At 64.5% G+C, this 14,875-nt stretch carries 17 protein-coding genes; 8 read left to right on the top strand and 9 right to left on the bottom strand.

Going from position 1 to position 14,875, the window contains the following annotated elements; all coding sequences use genetic code 11:
• Nucleotides 1-125 precede the first annotated feature (125 nt).
• The 7 genes from V8U06_RS16965 to V8U06_RS16935 are packed head-to-tail and all read left to right on the top strand — an operon-like array spanning nt 126 to nt 6,083.
• Complete coding sequence (locus tag V8U06_RS16965; protein WP_427141648.1) at nt 126-776, top strand: amino acid ABC transporter permease; 651 nt, start codon at nt 126-128, stop codon at nt 774-776.
• A 3-nt stretch (nt 777-779) separates the two neighbouring features.
• Nucleotides 780-1,439: an amino acid ABC transporter permease gene (locus tag V8U06_RS16960; RefSeq protein ID WP_427141647.1), complete on the top strand. Its 660-nt coding sequence runs from the start codon at nt 780-782 to the stop codon at nt 1,437-1,439.
• Entirely contained in the window at nt 1,436-2,200 is a 765-nt protein-coding gene (locus tag V8U06_RS16955) for an amino acid ABC transporter ATP-binding protein (RefSeq protein WP_427141646.1), read from the top strand. The genes V8U06_RS16960 and V8U06_RS16955 overlap by 4 nt, the downstream gene beginning before the upstream one ends.
• A 46-nt stretch (nt 2,201-2,246) precedes the next feature.
• A complete protein-coding gene (locus V8U06_RS16950) occupies nt 2,247-3,617 on the top strand; it encodes an aspartate aminotransferase family protein (RefSeq protein ID WP_427141645.1) in 1,371 nt (456 codons plus the stop codon).
• A gap of 10 nt (nt 3,618-3,627) precedes the next feature.
• A complete protein-coding gene (locus tag V8U06_RS16945) occupies nt 3,628-4,557 on the top strand; it encodes a 3-keto-5-aminohexanoate cleavage protein (RefSeq protein WP_226922889.1) in 930 nt (309 codons plus the stop codon).
• Nucleotides 4,558-4,566: 9 nt separating this feature from the next.
• Complete coding sequence (locus V8U06_RS16940) at nt 4,567-5,061, top strand: N-acetyltransferase family protein (RefSeq protein WP_427141644.1); 495 nt, start codon at nt 4,567-4,569, stop codon at nt 5,059-5,061.
• Nucleotides 5,058-6,083: a histone deacetylase family protein gene (locus V8U06_RS16935; protein ID WP_427141643.1), complete on the top strand. Its 1,026-nt coding sequence runs from the start codon at nt 5,058-5,060 to the stop codon at nt 6,081-6,083. Before V8U06_RS16940 ends, V8U06_RS16935 begins: the two co-directional genes overlap by 4 nt.
• Here the strand turns inward: V8U06_RS16935 and V8U06_RS16930 are convergent.
• Nucleotides 6,080-7,033 carry a LysR family transcriptional regulator gene (locus V8U06_RS16930; protein WP_427141642.1) on the bottom strand — a complete coding sequence of 318 codons (954 nt, stop codon included), beginning with the start codon at nt 7,031-7,033 and terminating at the stop codon, nt 6,080-6,082. The two genes, V8U06_RS16935 and V8U06_RS16930, sit on opposite strands and share 4 nt — an antisense overlap.
• 92 nt (nt 7,034-7,125) lie before the next feature.
• On the opposite strand from V8U06_RS16930, the gene V8U06_RS16925 reads away from it, so the two are divergent.
• Nucleotides 7,126-7,536 (top strand): acyl-CoA thioesterase, encoded by a 411-nt coding sequence (locus tag V8U06_RS16925; RefSeq protein WP_427141641.1) that lies wholly within the window; start codon nt 7,126-7,128, stop codon nt 7,534-7,536.
• Nucleotides 7,537-7,738: 202 nt separating this feature from the next.
• Here V8U06_RS16925 and V8U06_RS16920 read toward each other — a convergent pair whose 3' ends face one another.
• From V8U06_RS16920 to V8U06_RS16885, 8 genes are read right to left on the bottom strand one after another with little or no spacing between them, the layout of a single operon-like run.
• Complete coding sequence (locus V8U06_RS16920; RefSeq protein WP_427141640.1) at nt 7,739-8,584, bottom strand: cupin domain-containing protein; 846 nt, start codon at nt 8,582-8,584, stop codon at nt 7,739-7,741.
• A gap of 25 nt (nt 8,585-8,609) precedes the next feature.
• On the bottom strand, nt 8,610-9,176 hold the full coding sequence (locus V8U06_RS16915; protein WP_226922883.1) for a TetR/AcrR family transcriptional regulator: 567 nt from the start codon (nt 9,174-9,176) through the stop codon (nt 8,610-8,612).
• Nucleotides 9,177-9,210: 34 nt separating this feature from the next.
• The gene (locus V8U06_RS16910; RefSeq protein WP_427141639.1) at nt 9,211-10,296 is read right to left on the bottom strand and encodes a Gfo/Idh/MocA family protein; all 1,086 of its coding nucleotides are present in this window, start codon (nt 10,294-10,296) and stop codon (nt 9,211-9,213) included.
• A 28-nt stretch (nt 10,297-10,324) separates the two neighbouring features.
• On the bottom strand, nt 10,325-11,164 hold the full coding sequence (locus V8U06_RS16905; protein WP_226922881.1) for a carbohydrate ABC transporter permease: 840 nt from the start codon (nt 11,162-11,164) through the stop codon (nt 10,325-10,327).
• A 1-nt stretch (nt 11,165) separates the two neighbouring features.
• The gene (locus V8U06_RS16900; protein WP_427141638.1) at nt 11,166-12,074 is read right to left on the bottom strand and encodes a carbohydrate ABC transporter permease; all 909 of its coding nucleotides are present in this window, start codon (nt 12,072-12,074) and stop codon (nt 11,166-11,168) included.
• A 1-nt stretch (nt 12,075) separates the two neighbouring features.
• Entirely contained in the window at nt 12,076-13,149 is a 1,074-nt protein-coding gene (locus V8U06_RS16895) for an ABC transporter ATP-binding protein (RefSeq protein ID WP_427141637.1), read from the bottom strand.
• The gene (locus V8U06_RS16890; protein WP_427141636.1) at nt 13,146-14,090 is read right to left on the bottom strand and encodes an ROK family protein; all 945 of its coding nucleotides are present in this window, start codon (nt 14,088-14,090) and stop codon (nt 13,146-13,148) included. The genes V8U06_RS16895 and V8U06_RS16890 overlap by 4 nt, the downstream gene beginning before the upstream one ends.
• The gene (locus tag V8U06_RS16885; protein ID WP_427141635.1) at nt 14,087-14,872 is read right to left on the bottom strand and encodes a 6-phosphogluconolactonase; all 786 of its coding nucleotides are present in this window, start codon (nt 14,870-14,872) and stop codon (nt 14,087-14,089) included. The genes V8U06_RS16890 and V8U06_RS16885 overlap by 4 nt, the downstream gene beginning before the upstream one ends.
• Nucleotides 14,873-14,875 lie beyond the last annotated feature (3 nt).

The raw sequence follows: 14,875 nt of genomic DNA, 5'->3' as shown, positions 1-14,875 counted from the left end.
CGATCGATCGCTAGAGTTTGTCAGGGAAAAGTGGGAACCGGTTTTCCCGAAAAGACAAACGAAAACAAAAGAATTCAGAGCATGTCTGGTTCAATCGGAGCCTGACATGCTCTAGGGACCCGCGAATGGACGTCGCTCTCATCGGCCGCATCATCCCTGTCTTCGTCCAGGCGGCCTGGACGACCGTCGAGATATCGTTGCTCTCGCTCGCCCTCGGCCTTGCCGTCGCAGCGCTCGTCGCGGCGATGCGGCTCTCCCATGTGGCGGCGCTGCGCCTTGCCGGGGCGGCCTATGTCAGCGTCTTTCGCGGCACGCCGGCGCTGATCCAGATCTTCCTGCTCTACTTCGGCGGACCGCAGGTCGGTATTCAGCTTGAGCCTTTCGCGGCGGGAACCATCGCGCTCGGCCTCAACATCGCAGCCTATATGGCCGAGTCGATCCGTGGCGGCGTGCTGTCGGTCGACCGCGGTCAGATGGAGGCGGCGCGCTCGCTCGGCTTCGGCGAAAGCCAGTCCATGCGCTGGATCGTGCTGCCGCAGGCCGCCAAGCTGATGATCCGTCCGCTCGGCGTCAATGCCGTGGCGCTGGTCAAGGGCACGGCTCTCGTCGCCACCATCTCCGTCGTGGAACTGACCTATACGGCGCAGCGCTTCATCGGCACCACCTACAAGCCCTTCGAGATCTTCGCGGTGACGGCGGTGCTCTACATGATCATGGTCTACGGCCTGACGCTCATCGTCGACAGGCTCGACCGCGCCTATGCAGGGGAGGCCTGAGCCATGCAGGGTCTCGATTTCTCCATCGTTCCGGAATACTGGTCGCTGATCGGCACGGGCCTCTGGTGGACGGCCATCATCTCCGCCACGTCAGCGCTTCTCAGCATCGTCGCCGGCATGGGCTTCGCCCTCGTCGTGCTCTATGCCTCGCCCGTGGTGCGGGCGCCGGTGCGCCTTCTCATGTGGCTCTTCATGGGCACACCGCTGCTTTTGCAGCTCTTCCTCATCTATTTCGGCCTCGTGCAGGTCGGCATTGACATTCCCGCCGTCTGGTCCGGCATCGTCGCCCTCAGCCTGCACTTCGCCGTCTACAATGCCGACATCTTCCGCGCCGGCATCGCCTCGCTCGATCCGGGGCAGACGGAGGCGGCGCGTTCGCTCGGCTTCGGCGCCTGGCAGACGCGGCTCTACATCGTCGTGCCCCAGGCGCTCCGCAACACGGTGCCGGCCGTCGGCAACATGATGATCGCACTCCTGAAGGAATCCTCGATCGTCTCGATGATCGGCATCGCCGAACTGGTTCACAGCGCCCAGCTCGTCATCAGCGAGACCTATCGGCCCTTCGAATTCTACCTGACGGCGGCCGCCCTCTATTACGTCCTCAATCTCATCCTCGAAGCGGTCCTGCGCGGGATCGAACGGAAAGTGGAGCTCTCGCGATGAACGATGTCCGTCCGATGATCGAGGTGCGCGGCGCGCGCAAATTCTTCGGGCCGCTGGAGGTGCTGAAGGGCATCGACTTCTCCGTTGCGCGCGGCCAGATCGTCGCCGTGATCGGCCCGAGCGGTTCGGGCAAGAGCACGCTGCTGCGCTCGATCAACCATCTGGAAACGCTGAATGGCGGGGAGGTCTGGCTGGACGGCGTGCAGGTCAACCAGACGCTGCCGCGCCGGGCCTTCGAAAAGCATATCAACAGCGTGCGCCAGCAGATGGGCATGGTGTTCCAGCACTTCAATCTCTTCCCGCATCTGAGCGTGGCGGAGAACATCGCCATCGCGCCCATGAAGCTGAAGGGCATGGCGAAGGCGGATGCGCGGACGCTGGCGCTGAGGGTGCTCGACAAGGTGGGACTGGCCGACAAGATCGATGCCTTCCCGGCCCGTCTTTCCGGCGGCCAGAAACAGCGCGTCGCCATTGCCCGGGCGCTCGCCATGCAGCCCAAGGTCATGCTGTTCGACGAGGCGACGTCGGCGCTCGATCCGGAACTGGTGGACGAGGTGAACCTCGTCATGAAGCAACTGGCGGCCGAACACATGACGATGGTCATCGTCACCCACGAAATGCGCTTTGCCGCAGAGGTCGCCGACCGGGTGATCTTCATGGCGGATGGCGCGGTCGTCGAAGAGGGCAAGCCCGACGACCTCTTCCGAAATCCGGTGCAGGAACGCACCCGCAGCTTCCTCAGGAAGTTCCTCAACGGCTAGACTGCCTCCGGCCGCTGCATCTTTGTTTTTCTTCAATGGATCGATCATGAGCCAGCAATCGACTGCGCCCGGCGAACGCCCGGCATCGCACCTCTTCTACCAGTCCCGCATGCGCCGGCCGCTCGCCGACCGCGCCGAGGGCATCTATATCTGGGACGAGCACGGCCGGAAGGTCATCGACGGCTCGAGCGGGGCAATGGTCGTCAATATCGGTCATTCCAACCGCAATGTGCTCGACGCCATGAAGCGGCAGATGGACAAGGCGACCTTCGCCTATCGCCTGCATTTCGAAAACCAGCCGGCGGAAGACCTGGCGCGCCGCCTTTCCGGTCACATGCCCGAGGGGCTCGACCGGGTGTTCTTCGTCTCCGGCGGTTCCGAAGCGGTGGAATCCTGCCTGAAGCTCGCCCGGCAATGGGCGCTCGCCACCGATCAGCCGGAGCGCTGGAAGGTCATTTCGCGCTTTCCCTCCTATCACGGCTCGACGCTGGGGGCGCTTGCCGTCACCGGCTACGACGCGCTGAAAAAGCCCTTTCTGCCGATGCTGCGCGACATGCCGCATATCAAGGCCCCGACCGCCTATCTCGACCGCGACAATTTTTCGATGGAAGAGCGCGGGCTCCGCTATGCCGACATGCTGGAGGAAAAAATCCTGGAGGAGGGGGCCGAAAGCGTGCTCGCCTTCATCATGGAACCGATCGGCGGCGCCTCCACCGGCGCGCTCGTCGCCCCCGATAGCTACTATCCGCGCATCCGCGAAATCTGCGACAGATATGGCATCCTGCTGATCCACGACGAGGTGATGAGCGGAGCCGGTCGCACCGGCCGCTATCTCGGCGGCGACCACTGGAACTGCCGGCCGGATATCATCGCGCTCTCCAAGGGGCTTGGCGCCGGCTATTGCCCCCTCGGCGCGATGATCGCCCATTCGAAGCTGGTCAAGCCCGTGCTCGACCGCGGCGGCTTCGCGCACGGCTATACCTATGCCGGCAATCCGCTTGCCTGCGCCGCGGGCCTTGCCGTGCTCGACGAGATCGAGCGGCAGGATCTTCTTGGCAACGCCACCCGCATCGGCGACCTGATGAAGGCCGAGCTGGAGGGGTTGGCGGAGCGCTATCCCTTCATTGGCGACGTGCGCGGAAAGGGCCTGCTGCTCGCCGCCGAATTCGTCGCGGACCGCCAGACCATGGCGCCGCTGCCGAAGGCGCTCGACGCCCACCAGCGCGTCGTTGACATCGCCTATGAACGCGGCCTCATCATCTATTCGCGCCGCACGCGCGGCGGCGTGGAGGGCGACCATTTCCTCGTCTGCCCGCCGATGATCACGACGGAGGAACAGGTCGGCGAGATCGTCACGATCCTTGATGCGACGCTGGCGCAGCTTGCCGGCGAGCTGTCGCTGCCGGTGCGAAAGTAAGGGACGGGCCATGAAATCCAGGAAAGTCATCATCACCTGCGCCGTCACCGGCTCGGTGCACACGCCGTCCATGTCGCCGCATCTGCCCTACAGGCCGGAAGACATCGCGGCCCAGGCCATAGAGGCGGCGGAGGCCGGCGCCTCGATCCTGCATCTGCATGCGCGCGATCCGGAAAACGGCCGCCCGACGGCCGATCCCCGGGTCTTCATGCGCTTCCTGCCCGTCATCAAGCAGGCGAGCAATGCCGTCATCAACATCACCACCGGCGGCTCCTCCGTGATGACGCTGGAAGACCGGACGGCGGCGGCCGTGGCGGCCGAGCCGGAAATGTGCTCGCTCAACATGGGATCGATGAATTTCGGCCTCTACCCGATGCTCGACCGTCCCCGCGAATGGCAGCATGCCTGGGAGCCGGAGCTTCTGGAGGCCACGCGCAACACGATCTTCCGCAACACGTTCGGTGACATCGAAACGATCCTGAAGCGTCTCGGCGAGGGCTGCGGCACACGCTTCGAATTCGAATGCTACGATGTCGGGCACCTCTACACGCTCGCGCATTTCCGCGATCGCGGCCTGATCTCCGGCACGCCCTTCATCCAGTTCGTGCTCGGCATCCTCGGCGGCATCGGTGCCGACCCCGAGAACCTGATGCATATGAAGCGCATCGCCGACAAACTGTTCGGCGACGACTATCGCTTCTCCGTGCTGGCGGCGGGACGCAAGCAGACGCCGATGATCACCATGGCCGCGACCCTGGGCGGCAGCGTGCGTGTCGGGCTGGAAGACAGCCTGTTCGATGGCCACGAGCTTGCCACCTCCAATGCCGTGCAGGTTCGCCGCATCCGCGCGATCCTCGAAGGTCTTTCGCTGGAGGTCGCGACGCCCGACGAGGCGCGCGCTATGCTCGGTCTCAAGGGCGGCGATCGCGTCGCATTCTGAGGAGAGACCATGCAGGACGAAATCCGGATTCGACCCGCCGTCGTCGGCGATGCCGAAACCATACACACGGCTCTGAAGGACATGGCCGCCGGCATGAAGGCCGGGCCGAAATTCGTTTCGACCGTCGAGGATATCCGGCGTCACGGCTTCGGCGCGGCGCCGGCCTTCGAGGTGCTGATCGCGGAGACGGACGAGGGTTTCGCCGGCCTCTGCCTGACATTTGCAAGCTTTTCGACCTGGATGGGCACGCCCGGCATCTATGTGCAGGACCTGTTCGTCGCGGATGCCTTTCGCAGCCGGCGTATCGGAGAGCGGCTTCTGCAGGCGGCGGCCAGTCGGGGGCGGGAGAAAGGCGCGCGCTACATGCGGCTCTCGGTCGATGTCGAGAACCCGCGCGCGCAGGCCTTTTACGACCGTATCGGCATCCGTCACTCCCGGGATGAACTGATCCATATGATCAAGGGCGTGGATTTCGACGCCTTCGCCGCCAAGGACCGACCATGAAGACCTTTTTTGCCGAAGAACAGAAGCGCCACGACCCCACCTTCTTCCTGTCGAGCGGCGCGCCGCAGCCGAATCCGGAACAGCCGGAACGGGTGGAGCGCCTGCTATCCGGCGCGCGGGCAGCGGGCACGGAAATCCTGCGGCCGAGGGATCATGGTCTCGGACCGGTCTCCGCCGTTCACACCCCGGAATATCTCGATTTCCTTTGCCGCATCTATGAGCGCTGGCAGCGTATCGAAGGCGCTTCGGCCGAGGTCATCCCGAACATCCATCCAATCGCCCGCACCGGCAGCTATCCGGCATCCGCCGTCGGACAGGCCGGCTATCACATGGCCGATACGTCCTGCCCGATTTCCGAACACACCTTCGAAAGCGCCTGCTGGAGCGCCTCGACCGCCGTCTCGGCCGCCGAAGCCGTCATGGCCGGCGATGCCTGGTCCTACGCCCTCTGCCGCCCGCCAGGTCACCATGCCTTCCGTGACGTCGCCGGAGGCTTCTGCTTCTTCAACAATTCCGGCATCGCCGCGCAACATCTGCTGCAGCAGGCAAAACGCGTCGCCATCCTCGACGTCGATCTCCATCACGGCAACGGTACGCAGGGCATGTTCTACGAGCGCGCCGACGTGTTGACGGTGTCGATCCACGCCGATCCGGTGCGCTTCTATCCGTTCTTCTGGGGCCATGCGGACGAGCGCGGCGAGGGCCTCGGCCTCGGATATAACCTCAACCTGCCGCTGGCCCGCAAATCCGGCGACGCGATCTATCTCGAAGCGCTCGCTGCCGCTATCCGCCGCGTTTCGGCCTTTTCGCCCGATGCGCTCGTCGTGGCGCTCGGTCTCGACGCCTTCGAAAAGGATCCGTTCGGCGGCCTTTCCGTCTCGACGCCCGGCTTCGCCCGCATCGCCGAGGCGATCGGGGCGCTGCGCCTGCCGACGGTCATCGTGCAGGAAGGCGGTTATCTCTGCGACGCGCTTGGCGACAACCTGACGTCCTTCCTCTCCGGTTTCGGCGCACGGGCCTAAGGATAGGTCCGTTGCGGAAAGGGGATGGCGGCAATCGCCTGGCGCAGTTCGGCCAGCAGGATCGTTTCCGCGCGGCTGCGGCGCGCGGTGCCGTCATAAACCAGATGGACGTCGATGACGGGCGGGTTGTCGTAGGGTGGCAGGCGCCAGAGGCGACCGGCCCGCACATCCTCCTCCACGACATGGATCGGCAGCGGGCCGAAGCCGAAGCCGGCGACGATGAGGCGCTTGACCTCCTCAAGGTTCGAGGAGGTGCCGACCGTCTGACCTTCGAAGCCTTCCTGCTGGCGCAGCAGGGCGACCGGCCACAGCGCGCCGGACATCTGGTCCGTCTTGAAGGAGACATAGGGCTCCTGCCGAAGGGCCGAGATCGGCAGGTTCTTGACGCCGAACAGCGGGTGGCGGGCCCCGCAGAAGTAGCCGAAGCTTTCCCGGTAGAGCAGGTCATATTCGAGTTTGGGGTGACGCTCCTGGATCAGGCAAATGCCAAAACCCGCGTCCCGGTTGAGCACGGCCGCCATCACCTCCTGGCTGGAAGCAACCGAGAGCGACAGCGTGACCTGCGGAAAGGTCCGGTGGAAGCCGGCCAGAACCTCGTCGAGGAACGGGCAGACCACATGGCTGGCAAGCGCGATCTCGATGTGGCCGGTCAGGTCTCCGGGCTGCTCCTCCATGTGCTGCGGCAGGCCGGAAACGATCTCGAACAGCGCGACGCACTCGCTATGAAGCCGCTGGCCGGCGGGCGTCACTGCAAAATGCGAGGCGTTACGCTCGACCAGGCGGCAACCCATATGGGTCTCAAGCCGCTTCAGCGCATTGCTGACGGTCGGCTGCTTGAGCGAAAGCTTTTCGCCTGCGGCGGTCAGTCCGCGCTCCTGCACAATCACCATGAAGGTTCTCAGCAGGTTCCAGTCGATTTCCCAGACGAAACGGCGTCTTTGCTGTGCCACGCGTATCATTCCCTAAAATCATGCTTCCGCCCGCGACTATTGCATAGGGCATCCGGCTCTTGAAGCTTTCAACCGCGCAAAGGAGGTTCACCGTGGCGCTTCTGACCTATCAGGGGGTCGTTTATCCGGCCCAGTGCGATGCGATGGGGCATATGAACGTGCAATATTACATCGCGGCTTTCGACCAGTCGTTCTGGCATCTCGTCGCGGCGGCGGGATATTCCGCGGCCTGGATCGGGGAACGCCGGGAAGGCTGGGCGGATCGCCGCTACGAGATCGATTTCCTCAGGGAATTGCCGGTCGGCAGCCTGTTCGAAGTCCACAGCGGCATCAGCAAGATCGGACGAACATCGCTGACGACCTGCCACCGTCTGACCGACAAGGCAGACGGTGTGCTCTGCGCCGAGCTGCACGCCGTTTCCGTCTATTTCGATCTCGCGCAGCGACAGTCCCGCGTCCTGCCCGAGGTTATCGTGCGCGGCGCCGGCAATTGCATGATCTGACGATTGCCGGCGGCCTTTCGGATTGCGGTGGTGGCAGGTTCGCTAGAGTTTGTCAGGGAAAAGTGGGAACCGGTTTCCCAGAAAAGACAAACGAAAACAAAGAATTTAGAGCATGTCTGGTTCAATCTGAACCTGACATGCTCTAGCCGTTTCCGTCCGTCGAAGCGGGAAGGACCGCCGGTTTCGGCGGCCCATCCGCGTGTCAAAAGTCCGGTGCGACGCCGAAGACGAATTCGCAGGGCGTGTGGGACATGTTGAAATACTGGTGGTCGAAGCCGGCGGGGATGTAGAAGCCGTCGCGCGGGTTGAGTTCGAACCAGGCCTGCCCCTCGGCGTCGGGGATGTGGATGTTGAGCACGCCGGAGACGACATAGAGGCATTCGTCGCCCTTGTGGCGCTCGATGCCCGTGCGCTTGCCGCCGAGCACCGTCGTCTTGCCCACCGTCAACTGGTCCGTGGCGCAGTAGAAACCGGTATAGGCGCCCTGCGTCTGGGCATCGAGGCTCCAGAGCATGTCGGCGTCGCGCTTGGGGTGAATGGTGCGGGCCTCCTTCTGCGCGTCCGCCTCCATCGGCCAGCGGCCGAGGAATTCCTGCTGCATGTAGCGGTTTTCCGTGATCAGCGGCTTGGTGCGGGCATAGGGGCCCGAGGTGCCCTTGGCCGGCGGCGGGGCGAAGAATTCGAGCACGCGCACCTGCTCCTCGCCGAGATTGAAGCCGTGGTGCCAGGTGTCCTTGCGGAAGAACAGCGCTTCGCCCTGCTTGGCGACGCAGACCTCGCCCGTCTCGGGATTGGCGAGGCCGAGCGTGCCGCTGATCACGTAGAGCAGTTCGTCGGCGCCGAAGATGGTGCGGAAGGCGTCGGTATGCTTGAAGCAGCCGCCCGGCTGCATGCCGAAGACGATCTGGTGGATGTTTTCCGTGGAGGCATAGATCCAGTCGTCGACGAGGCCGGCATTCTCCTCACCCCAGAGATGGCGCGTCACGCCGGCATAGGGGATGTGGCTTGGCCGGTCGAAGACGGGGCGGGGGGAAGGCTTGTAGCCCATGGAAAACTCCTCTCTGGATGAAACGCTATGGTTTTGCATTCCCGGGACGGGTGCGGTCGATCAGGCGGTCGATGACCGCCTGTTTCATGGCGGGGTCGAGATGCATGACGTTGAACACCTCGGCCATCCACATGCCCTCGATGGCGAGGCGGATGATGGTGGCGTCGACCGGATCCAGGCCATCCTTCTCGACGGCGGCCTGACAGCGGATGTTCTGCTGGTGAACGATCTCGAGCATGTCGGGAAAATTCGACAGGGCGGCCGTGATGCTGGCGCCGAGGCGGTCGTACTGGTCGCCGGTGCTGGCCGCATCGCCCATGGTCGCCTTCACATAGGCGCGGGTGTAGCGGCCATGCGGCTCGTCGTCGTCGCCTTCCAGGCCGGAAAGGCCTGTCTCGAAACGGTAGACGAAACGCTCCACCATGGCGCGCACGAGCGCGTCCTTGCTGGCGAAGTGATAGAGGATGCCTCCCTTGGAGAGCCCCGTCACCTCCGCCACCTTGTCGAAGGTGAGCGAGGAAACACCCTCGTTGACGACGATTTCCTCTGCGGCGGTGAGAATGCGTTCCCGTGCCGTGCCCCGTCTTGCCATGTCGAACCCCGATGTTGTTGTGCTGATCTTCCCGCTATAGCGACGAACTTTCGCGCAGGCGACCGACGATTTCCGCCATCAGGGCAAGGTCCTGGCGGGAGTCGTCGAGCGTCGTCTTCGGCGTCGTGCCGTTCACGAGATGGTCGTGGAAGGCGCGCAGCTCGATGGCGAAGGGATCGGTGTAATTCGGGCCGAAGACACGGGTTTCGGTCTCGGTGTCGGTCGAGTCCGTCACTTCCAGCGCGGTCGGCAGGTTGCGGATATAGGGCGTGTCGTAGCCGAAGCTGAGGCGGCGGCGGTCGGAATAGACCTCGATGCGGGCGTCGAAGCGCGCGACATTGTCGATCAAGGCCTCGTAGATGGCGGTGAAGTGCCCGTAGTCGAAGAGCGCGACGATCTGCTCGCCGTTCTGCTTGTGGTGGGCCGCGATGACCCGCTTCGGCAGGCCGATCAGCTCGCGCATGGCCGAAAGGCTGTGCGAGGAAAGGCCTGTGAGCACCTGGTAGGCGCGCATCAGGCTGGGAGAGGCATCCTTGCCGGCGACGTCGCGCAGGAGCGTTGCGGTCTCCGCGCGGGACTGGGCGAGGAAGGCCTCGTCCAGATCATTCGGATAGAAGATGTTGCGCGTCTGGCGGATGAAGAACGGGCCTTCGCAGATGAGGTCGCGAACGCGCACGTAGCGAAGGTCCTCCTGCGCCGGCATCATCTCCTTCGCTTTCAGGAAGCTTGCCGAATAGCGGCGCATATAGGCGACGAAGACGAGGCAGCCGGATTGCCGGGCGAGCGGCATGACGCCGTCGATTTCGCCGAGCGTCAGGCAGGCCGGCTTTTCGAGGAAGACGTGCTTGCCGGCTTTCAGCGCGAGATCGAGATAATGCCGGTGCGTCTGGTCCGGCGTCAGGATGAAGACGGCGTCGATATCCGGCGCGGCGAGCAGCGCTTCGGCGCTCTCATAGGCGCGCGCGCCCGGATACCGGGCCGAGCAATGCGCGGTCAGGCTGGGCGAAACGTCGAAGACGCCGGCCACGTCGAACAGGTGGCGGTGATCGGCGAGGATCGGCAGGTGCATGAGCTGGCTCACCTCGCCAAGGCCGATGAGGCCGACACGGACGATACGCATGGAAAAGACCTTTCTGCCCCTGTGGGGCCTAACCCTTGACCGCGCCGGCGGTGAGGCCGGAGACGATGTATTTCTGGAAGAGCAGTGCCAGCACGATCAGCGGCACGGTAACGATGGTCGACGCGGCCATGATCGCGCCATAGGGGAACTCGAAGCGGCTGGAGCCGGAAATGAGGGCGATCGCGACGGGCACCGTGCGGTTCTCGTCCGTCAGGATGAAGGTGAGCGCGAAGAGGAATTCATTCCACGAGGCGATGAAGGCGAGAAGGCCCGTGGAGATCAGCGCCGGCCCCATCATGGGCAGGAAGATGCAGCGCACGATGCGCAGCGGCGAGCAGCCGTCCATGATGGCCGCTTCCTCGATCTGTCGCGGCAGGCTGCGCATGAAGGTCGTCAGCACCCATATGTTGAAGGGCAGCGTGAAGATCATGTAGGCGAAGATCAGCGAGCCGAGCGTGTTGTAGAGGCCGAGCCAGCGGATCATCTCGAAGAGGCCGGAAAGCAGGGCGATCTGCGGGAACATCGAGACGGCGAGGAAGAGGAACATGATGGGCGAGCGGCCGCGGAAGTCGATGCGGCCGAGTGCATAGGCCGCCGCGATCGCCAGCCCCAGCGAAAGCGCCACGACGGAGGCGGCGACGATCAGCGAATTGAGGAGGCTGCGCAGGAACACGCCGTCCGACAGGATCGCCGCGTAATTGTTGAACTTCAGGTCCGGCAGGAAGGTGACGTCGAAGATCGCCTGGCCGGATTTCATCGACGAGGCGATCATCCAGTAGAAGGGGAACAGCGTATAGAGCGCGACGACGGTGAAAAGCCCGTAGATCGCGATGCGGTGAAGGCGTCTGCCTGTCGCGCTGCGTACCATGTCACACTCCCAGAAGCCTGCGGTTGAGCCGGAAGACGGTCACGTAGATCGCCGTCACCACGGCGATCATCAGGAAGATGGCAGCGCTCGCCGCCGAGCCGACGCCCATGTCCTGGAAGTTCACGAGAACCTCGCGGGCATAGATCGAGACGGTCTTGGTGTCGTCGCTGTTGGAGGAGAGCACGAAGCTGAGATCGAACATGCGCAGCGCATCGAGCAACCGGAAGAGCACGGCGACGGCGATGCTGGGCGCCAGCAGCGGCAGCGTCAACGCCGTGAACTGCCGCCATTCCGACACGCCGTCGATGGAGGCCGCCTCGTAGATGCTTTTCGGCAGCATCTGGAGGCCAGCGAGGATGAGCAGCACCATGAAGGGCGTGGTGATCCAGACATCGACGGCGATGATGACGGGCATGACGAGGTCCGGATTGGCCGTCCAGGCGATGCCGTTGTCGATGACGCCCATCAGTTTGAGCACATGGTTGAGGATGCCGAACTGGTCGTGCAGCATCCACTGCCACATGCGCGCGCTGACGACGACGGGAATGGACCACGGGATGAGGATGACCGCGCGCATTAAGCCACGGCCGGAAATATGGGCGTTCAGCAGGAGCGCGATGGCAAGCCCCAGCGCCGTTTCGATGGAGACCGAGATGGTGGTGAAATAGAGCGTGTTGCGGACCGACTGCCACCAGAGCGGATCCTCGAACAGCGTGAAATAATTGTCGAAGCCGACATAGTCGTAGATGTCGGGCTCGGTCAGGAAGGCGTCGGTGAAGGAGAAGAGGAACGTCCGGCCGAGCGGCCAGAGCGCCACGGCGAAGAGCACCACGAGGCTGGGCGCGAGGAACAGCCAGGCCGTGCGCGCCCGCTTGGCATTGAGGCCGATGCGCATTGCTCCCGTCGCCATGTTACGCCCCCCTCGGGCTTAGGGTTCGCTCGTCCTTGCCGAAGAGATGCGCCCGCTCGTGCTTCCAGCCGACGCGGGTTGCCGCGCCCGGACGGATGTCCGGTTTTCCCTGTGCCTTGACGACGATCGATCGGCCGCCGCCGACATTGAGATGGACAAGGGATTCCCCGCCGAGCGGCTCGACGAGCAGCACTTCGGCCTCCAGCGTCGCGTCGCCATCACCGAGGATCAGGTCTTCCGGCCGGATGCCGAGGCTGACGTCGCCGGCATAGTCATGGGCGGGAAGGCGATAGCTGCCGCCCGAAAGCGACAGGATGCTTTCCTCGCCTTCGCCTGCCAGCGTGCCCGGCAGGAGGTTCATGCGCGGCGAGCCGATGAAGCTTGCGACGAAGCGGTTGGCCGGACGTTCGTAGAGTTCCATGGGCGTGCCGACCTGCGCGATGGAACCGTCCTTCAGCACGACGATGCGGTCGGCGAGCGTCATCGCCTCCATCTGGTCGTGCGTGACATAGACCGTCGTCGCCTTCACCTCGCGGTGGATGCGGGCAATCTCGACACGCATCTCCATGCGCAGGTCCGCATCGAGATTGGAGAGCGGTTCATCGAACAGGAAGAGCTTCTGCTGGCGGACGAGAGCCCGGCCGATGGCGACGCGCTGCTGCTGGCCACCGGAAAGCTGCGCCGGGCGACGGTCGAGCAGATGATCGATCTTGAGGAACTGCGCGGCCTTCGTGACGCGCTCGCGGATTTCGGCGGCGGGCAGCCGCGCGGTCTCCAGCGCGAAGCCGAGATTGCGCTCGACATTCATGTGCGGATAGAGCGCATAGGACTGGAACACCATGGCGATGTTGCGCTTTGCCGGCGGCGTCTCGTTGACCCGGCGATCCGCGATGCGCAGCTCTCCGTCGGAGATTTCCTCGAGGCCGGCGATCATGCGCAGCAGCGTGGACTTGCCGCAGCCCGATGGGCCGACGAAGACGACGAACTCGCCCTCGGCGATGCTGAGATCGACGCCGTCGATGACGGTCAGCGCACCGAAGCGTTTGACGACGTTGACAAGATCTATTCCGCTCATGGCCGTTCCATCTTGCTGGTTGTCTTTTCTGTGGTTCCAGGGTGCGCCCTTGCGGCGAGTGCGGCCACGCCGATGGCGCAGGCCGTGTCGCCGATGAGGCTCGGTACGATCGGCATGTCCCGCGCTCCGTCCGCCCAGATGAATTCGCGCGTCAGCGCGGCAAGCCGCGGCGTCACTTCGGGGTCGCTGCCGATGCCGCCGCCAAGAACGAGCACGGCGGGATCCAGCGTGTTGATGAGCTGGCCGAGATAGGAGGCGAGCGAAAGAAGCGCGCCGGCGACCATGTCCGCCGCTTTCGGGTCGGTGGCCTGCGCTTCGAAGAGACTCAGCGCCGAGCTGTTCGGATTGCCGGTGAGAGCACCGTAGCGTTCGCCGAGCGCCTTGCCGCCGGCAAAGAGCTCCAGATTGTGGCGCACCTCGCGGCCGTCGGCATCGAAGGCGACGATATCGCTGCCGGAAAAATGGATGGCGAAGCCACGGGCGCCTTCATAGGGCGTGCCGCCGATGACCAGCGAGTGGGAAAGACCGGTGGAGATGGTGACGTAGACGAAGGGATCGACGCCTTTTCCCGCCCCCATCCAGCCTTCCGCAAAGGCCGCCGCGCGCACGTCGCTATCGATGTGGAAGGGGGCGAAGACGCCGAGCCGGCTGCGGTAGTCGAGACCGCGCCAGTCGAAGTTCCAGGCCGAGGCCGGTTCGCCCTCGCGCGTCACGAGCTCGGGCAGGCAGATGCCGAGGGCATCGACATCGATCCCTTCCGCGCCCGCGCGCGCCTGCATGGCCGCGGCAAGCTCGCAGACGAGATCGAGCACGGCGCCGCCGCCATTCTGGCAGGACGTCGCTTCCGTGCGCTCGGCGACGACGGCTCCGTCCGAAAGCCTGACAATGCAGGCTTTCGTCTTGGTGCCGCCGACATCGATGCCGATCGCGTGCTGTGTCATGGCCGGGCTCCGGCCGCCGCATCGGCGTGAAGTTCGCCATTGCGGCATTCCGCGAGAATGGTCGCCGGCCAGCGCGGATCGTAGCTGTCTGCGCTCGAAAGACGGCGGAAGGCCTCGCGCTTGCCGTCGCCCCAGACGATCATCGCGACGGCCTTGGAAAGCGCGGCGATGGAGCCGATGCCGATGGTGATGCCGTGGGCCGGCACCTCCTCGATCCCGGCAAAATCCGGGAAGGTCGCGAGATTGTCGCGCCGCGTCTGCTCGGCGAGCGCGACGATGCGCGAGCGGCTGTCGCGTGCCGAGCCCGGCGGGTTGAAGGCGATATGGCCGTCGCCGGCGCCGGAGGCGAGCAGGAAGAGGTCGATGCCGCCGAGGGCGGCAAGCTCCGCGTCATAGGCTTCCGGCTCCACGATGGTGGGCATGCGGAAGTTTTCCACCGGCATGCGCAGATTTTCCGGCAGCGCGCGGTTGATGCGTCCGACGATCTCCCGCTCGCCGAAGCCGCGGCAGGAATAATGCGCGGAAGCAGGGGGAGGGATGAGGCCGTCGCCGTCTGAAAGCAGATATTCGTCCATCATCGCGATGACGAGGCGGGAGCAATCGACGGGGGCGGCGGCGAGTTGGCGCTCCAAGGCTTCATAGACCGGCATCGGGCTGCGGCCGCCCGGGCAGCCGAGCACATAGGCTCGCCCGGCGGCATTGGCGGCGCGGGTCTCCGTCAGAATGCGGCCGGCGAGATGGTCGCCGATAGCCTCTGGCGTGTCGTGGATCGTGGTCTTCATCGG

The organism is Shinella sp. G-2, from assembly GCF_050172695.1.
Classification (GTDB): Bacteria; Pseudomonadota; Alphaproteobacteria; order Rhizobiales; family Rhizobiaceae; genus Shinella.
The sequence above is the reverse complement of the archived record's forward strand: the minus strand, read 5'-3'. Positions and strand labels throughout refer to the sequence as shown.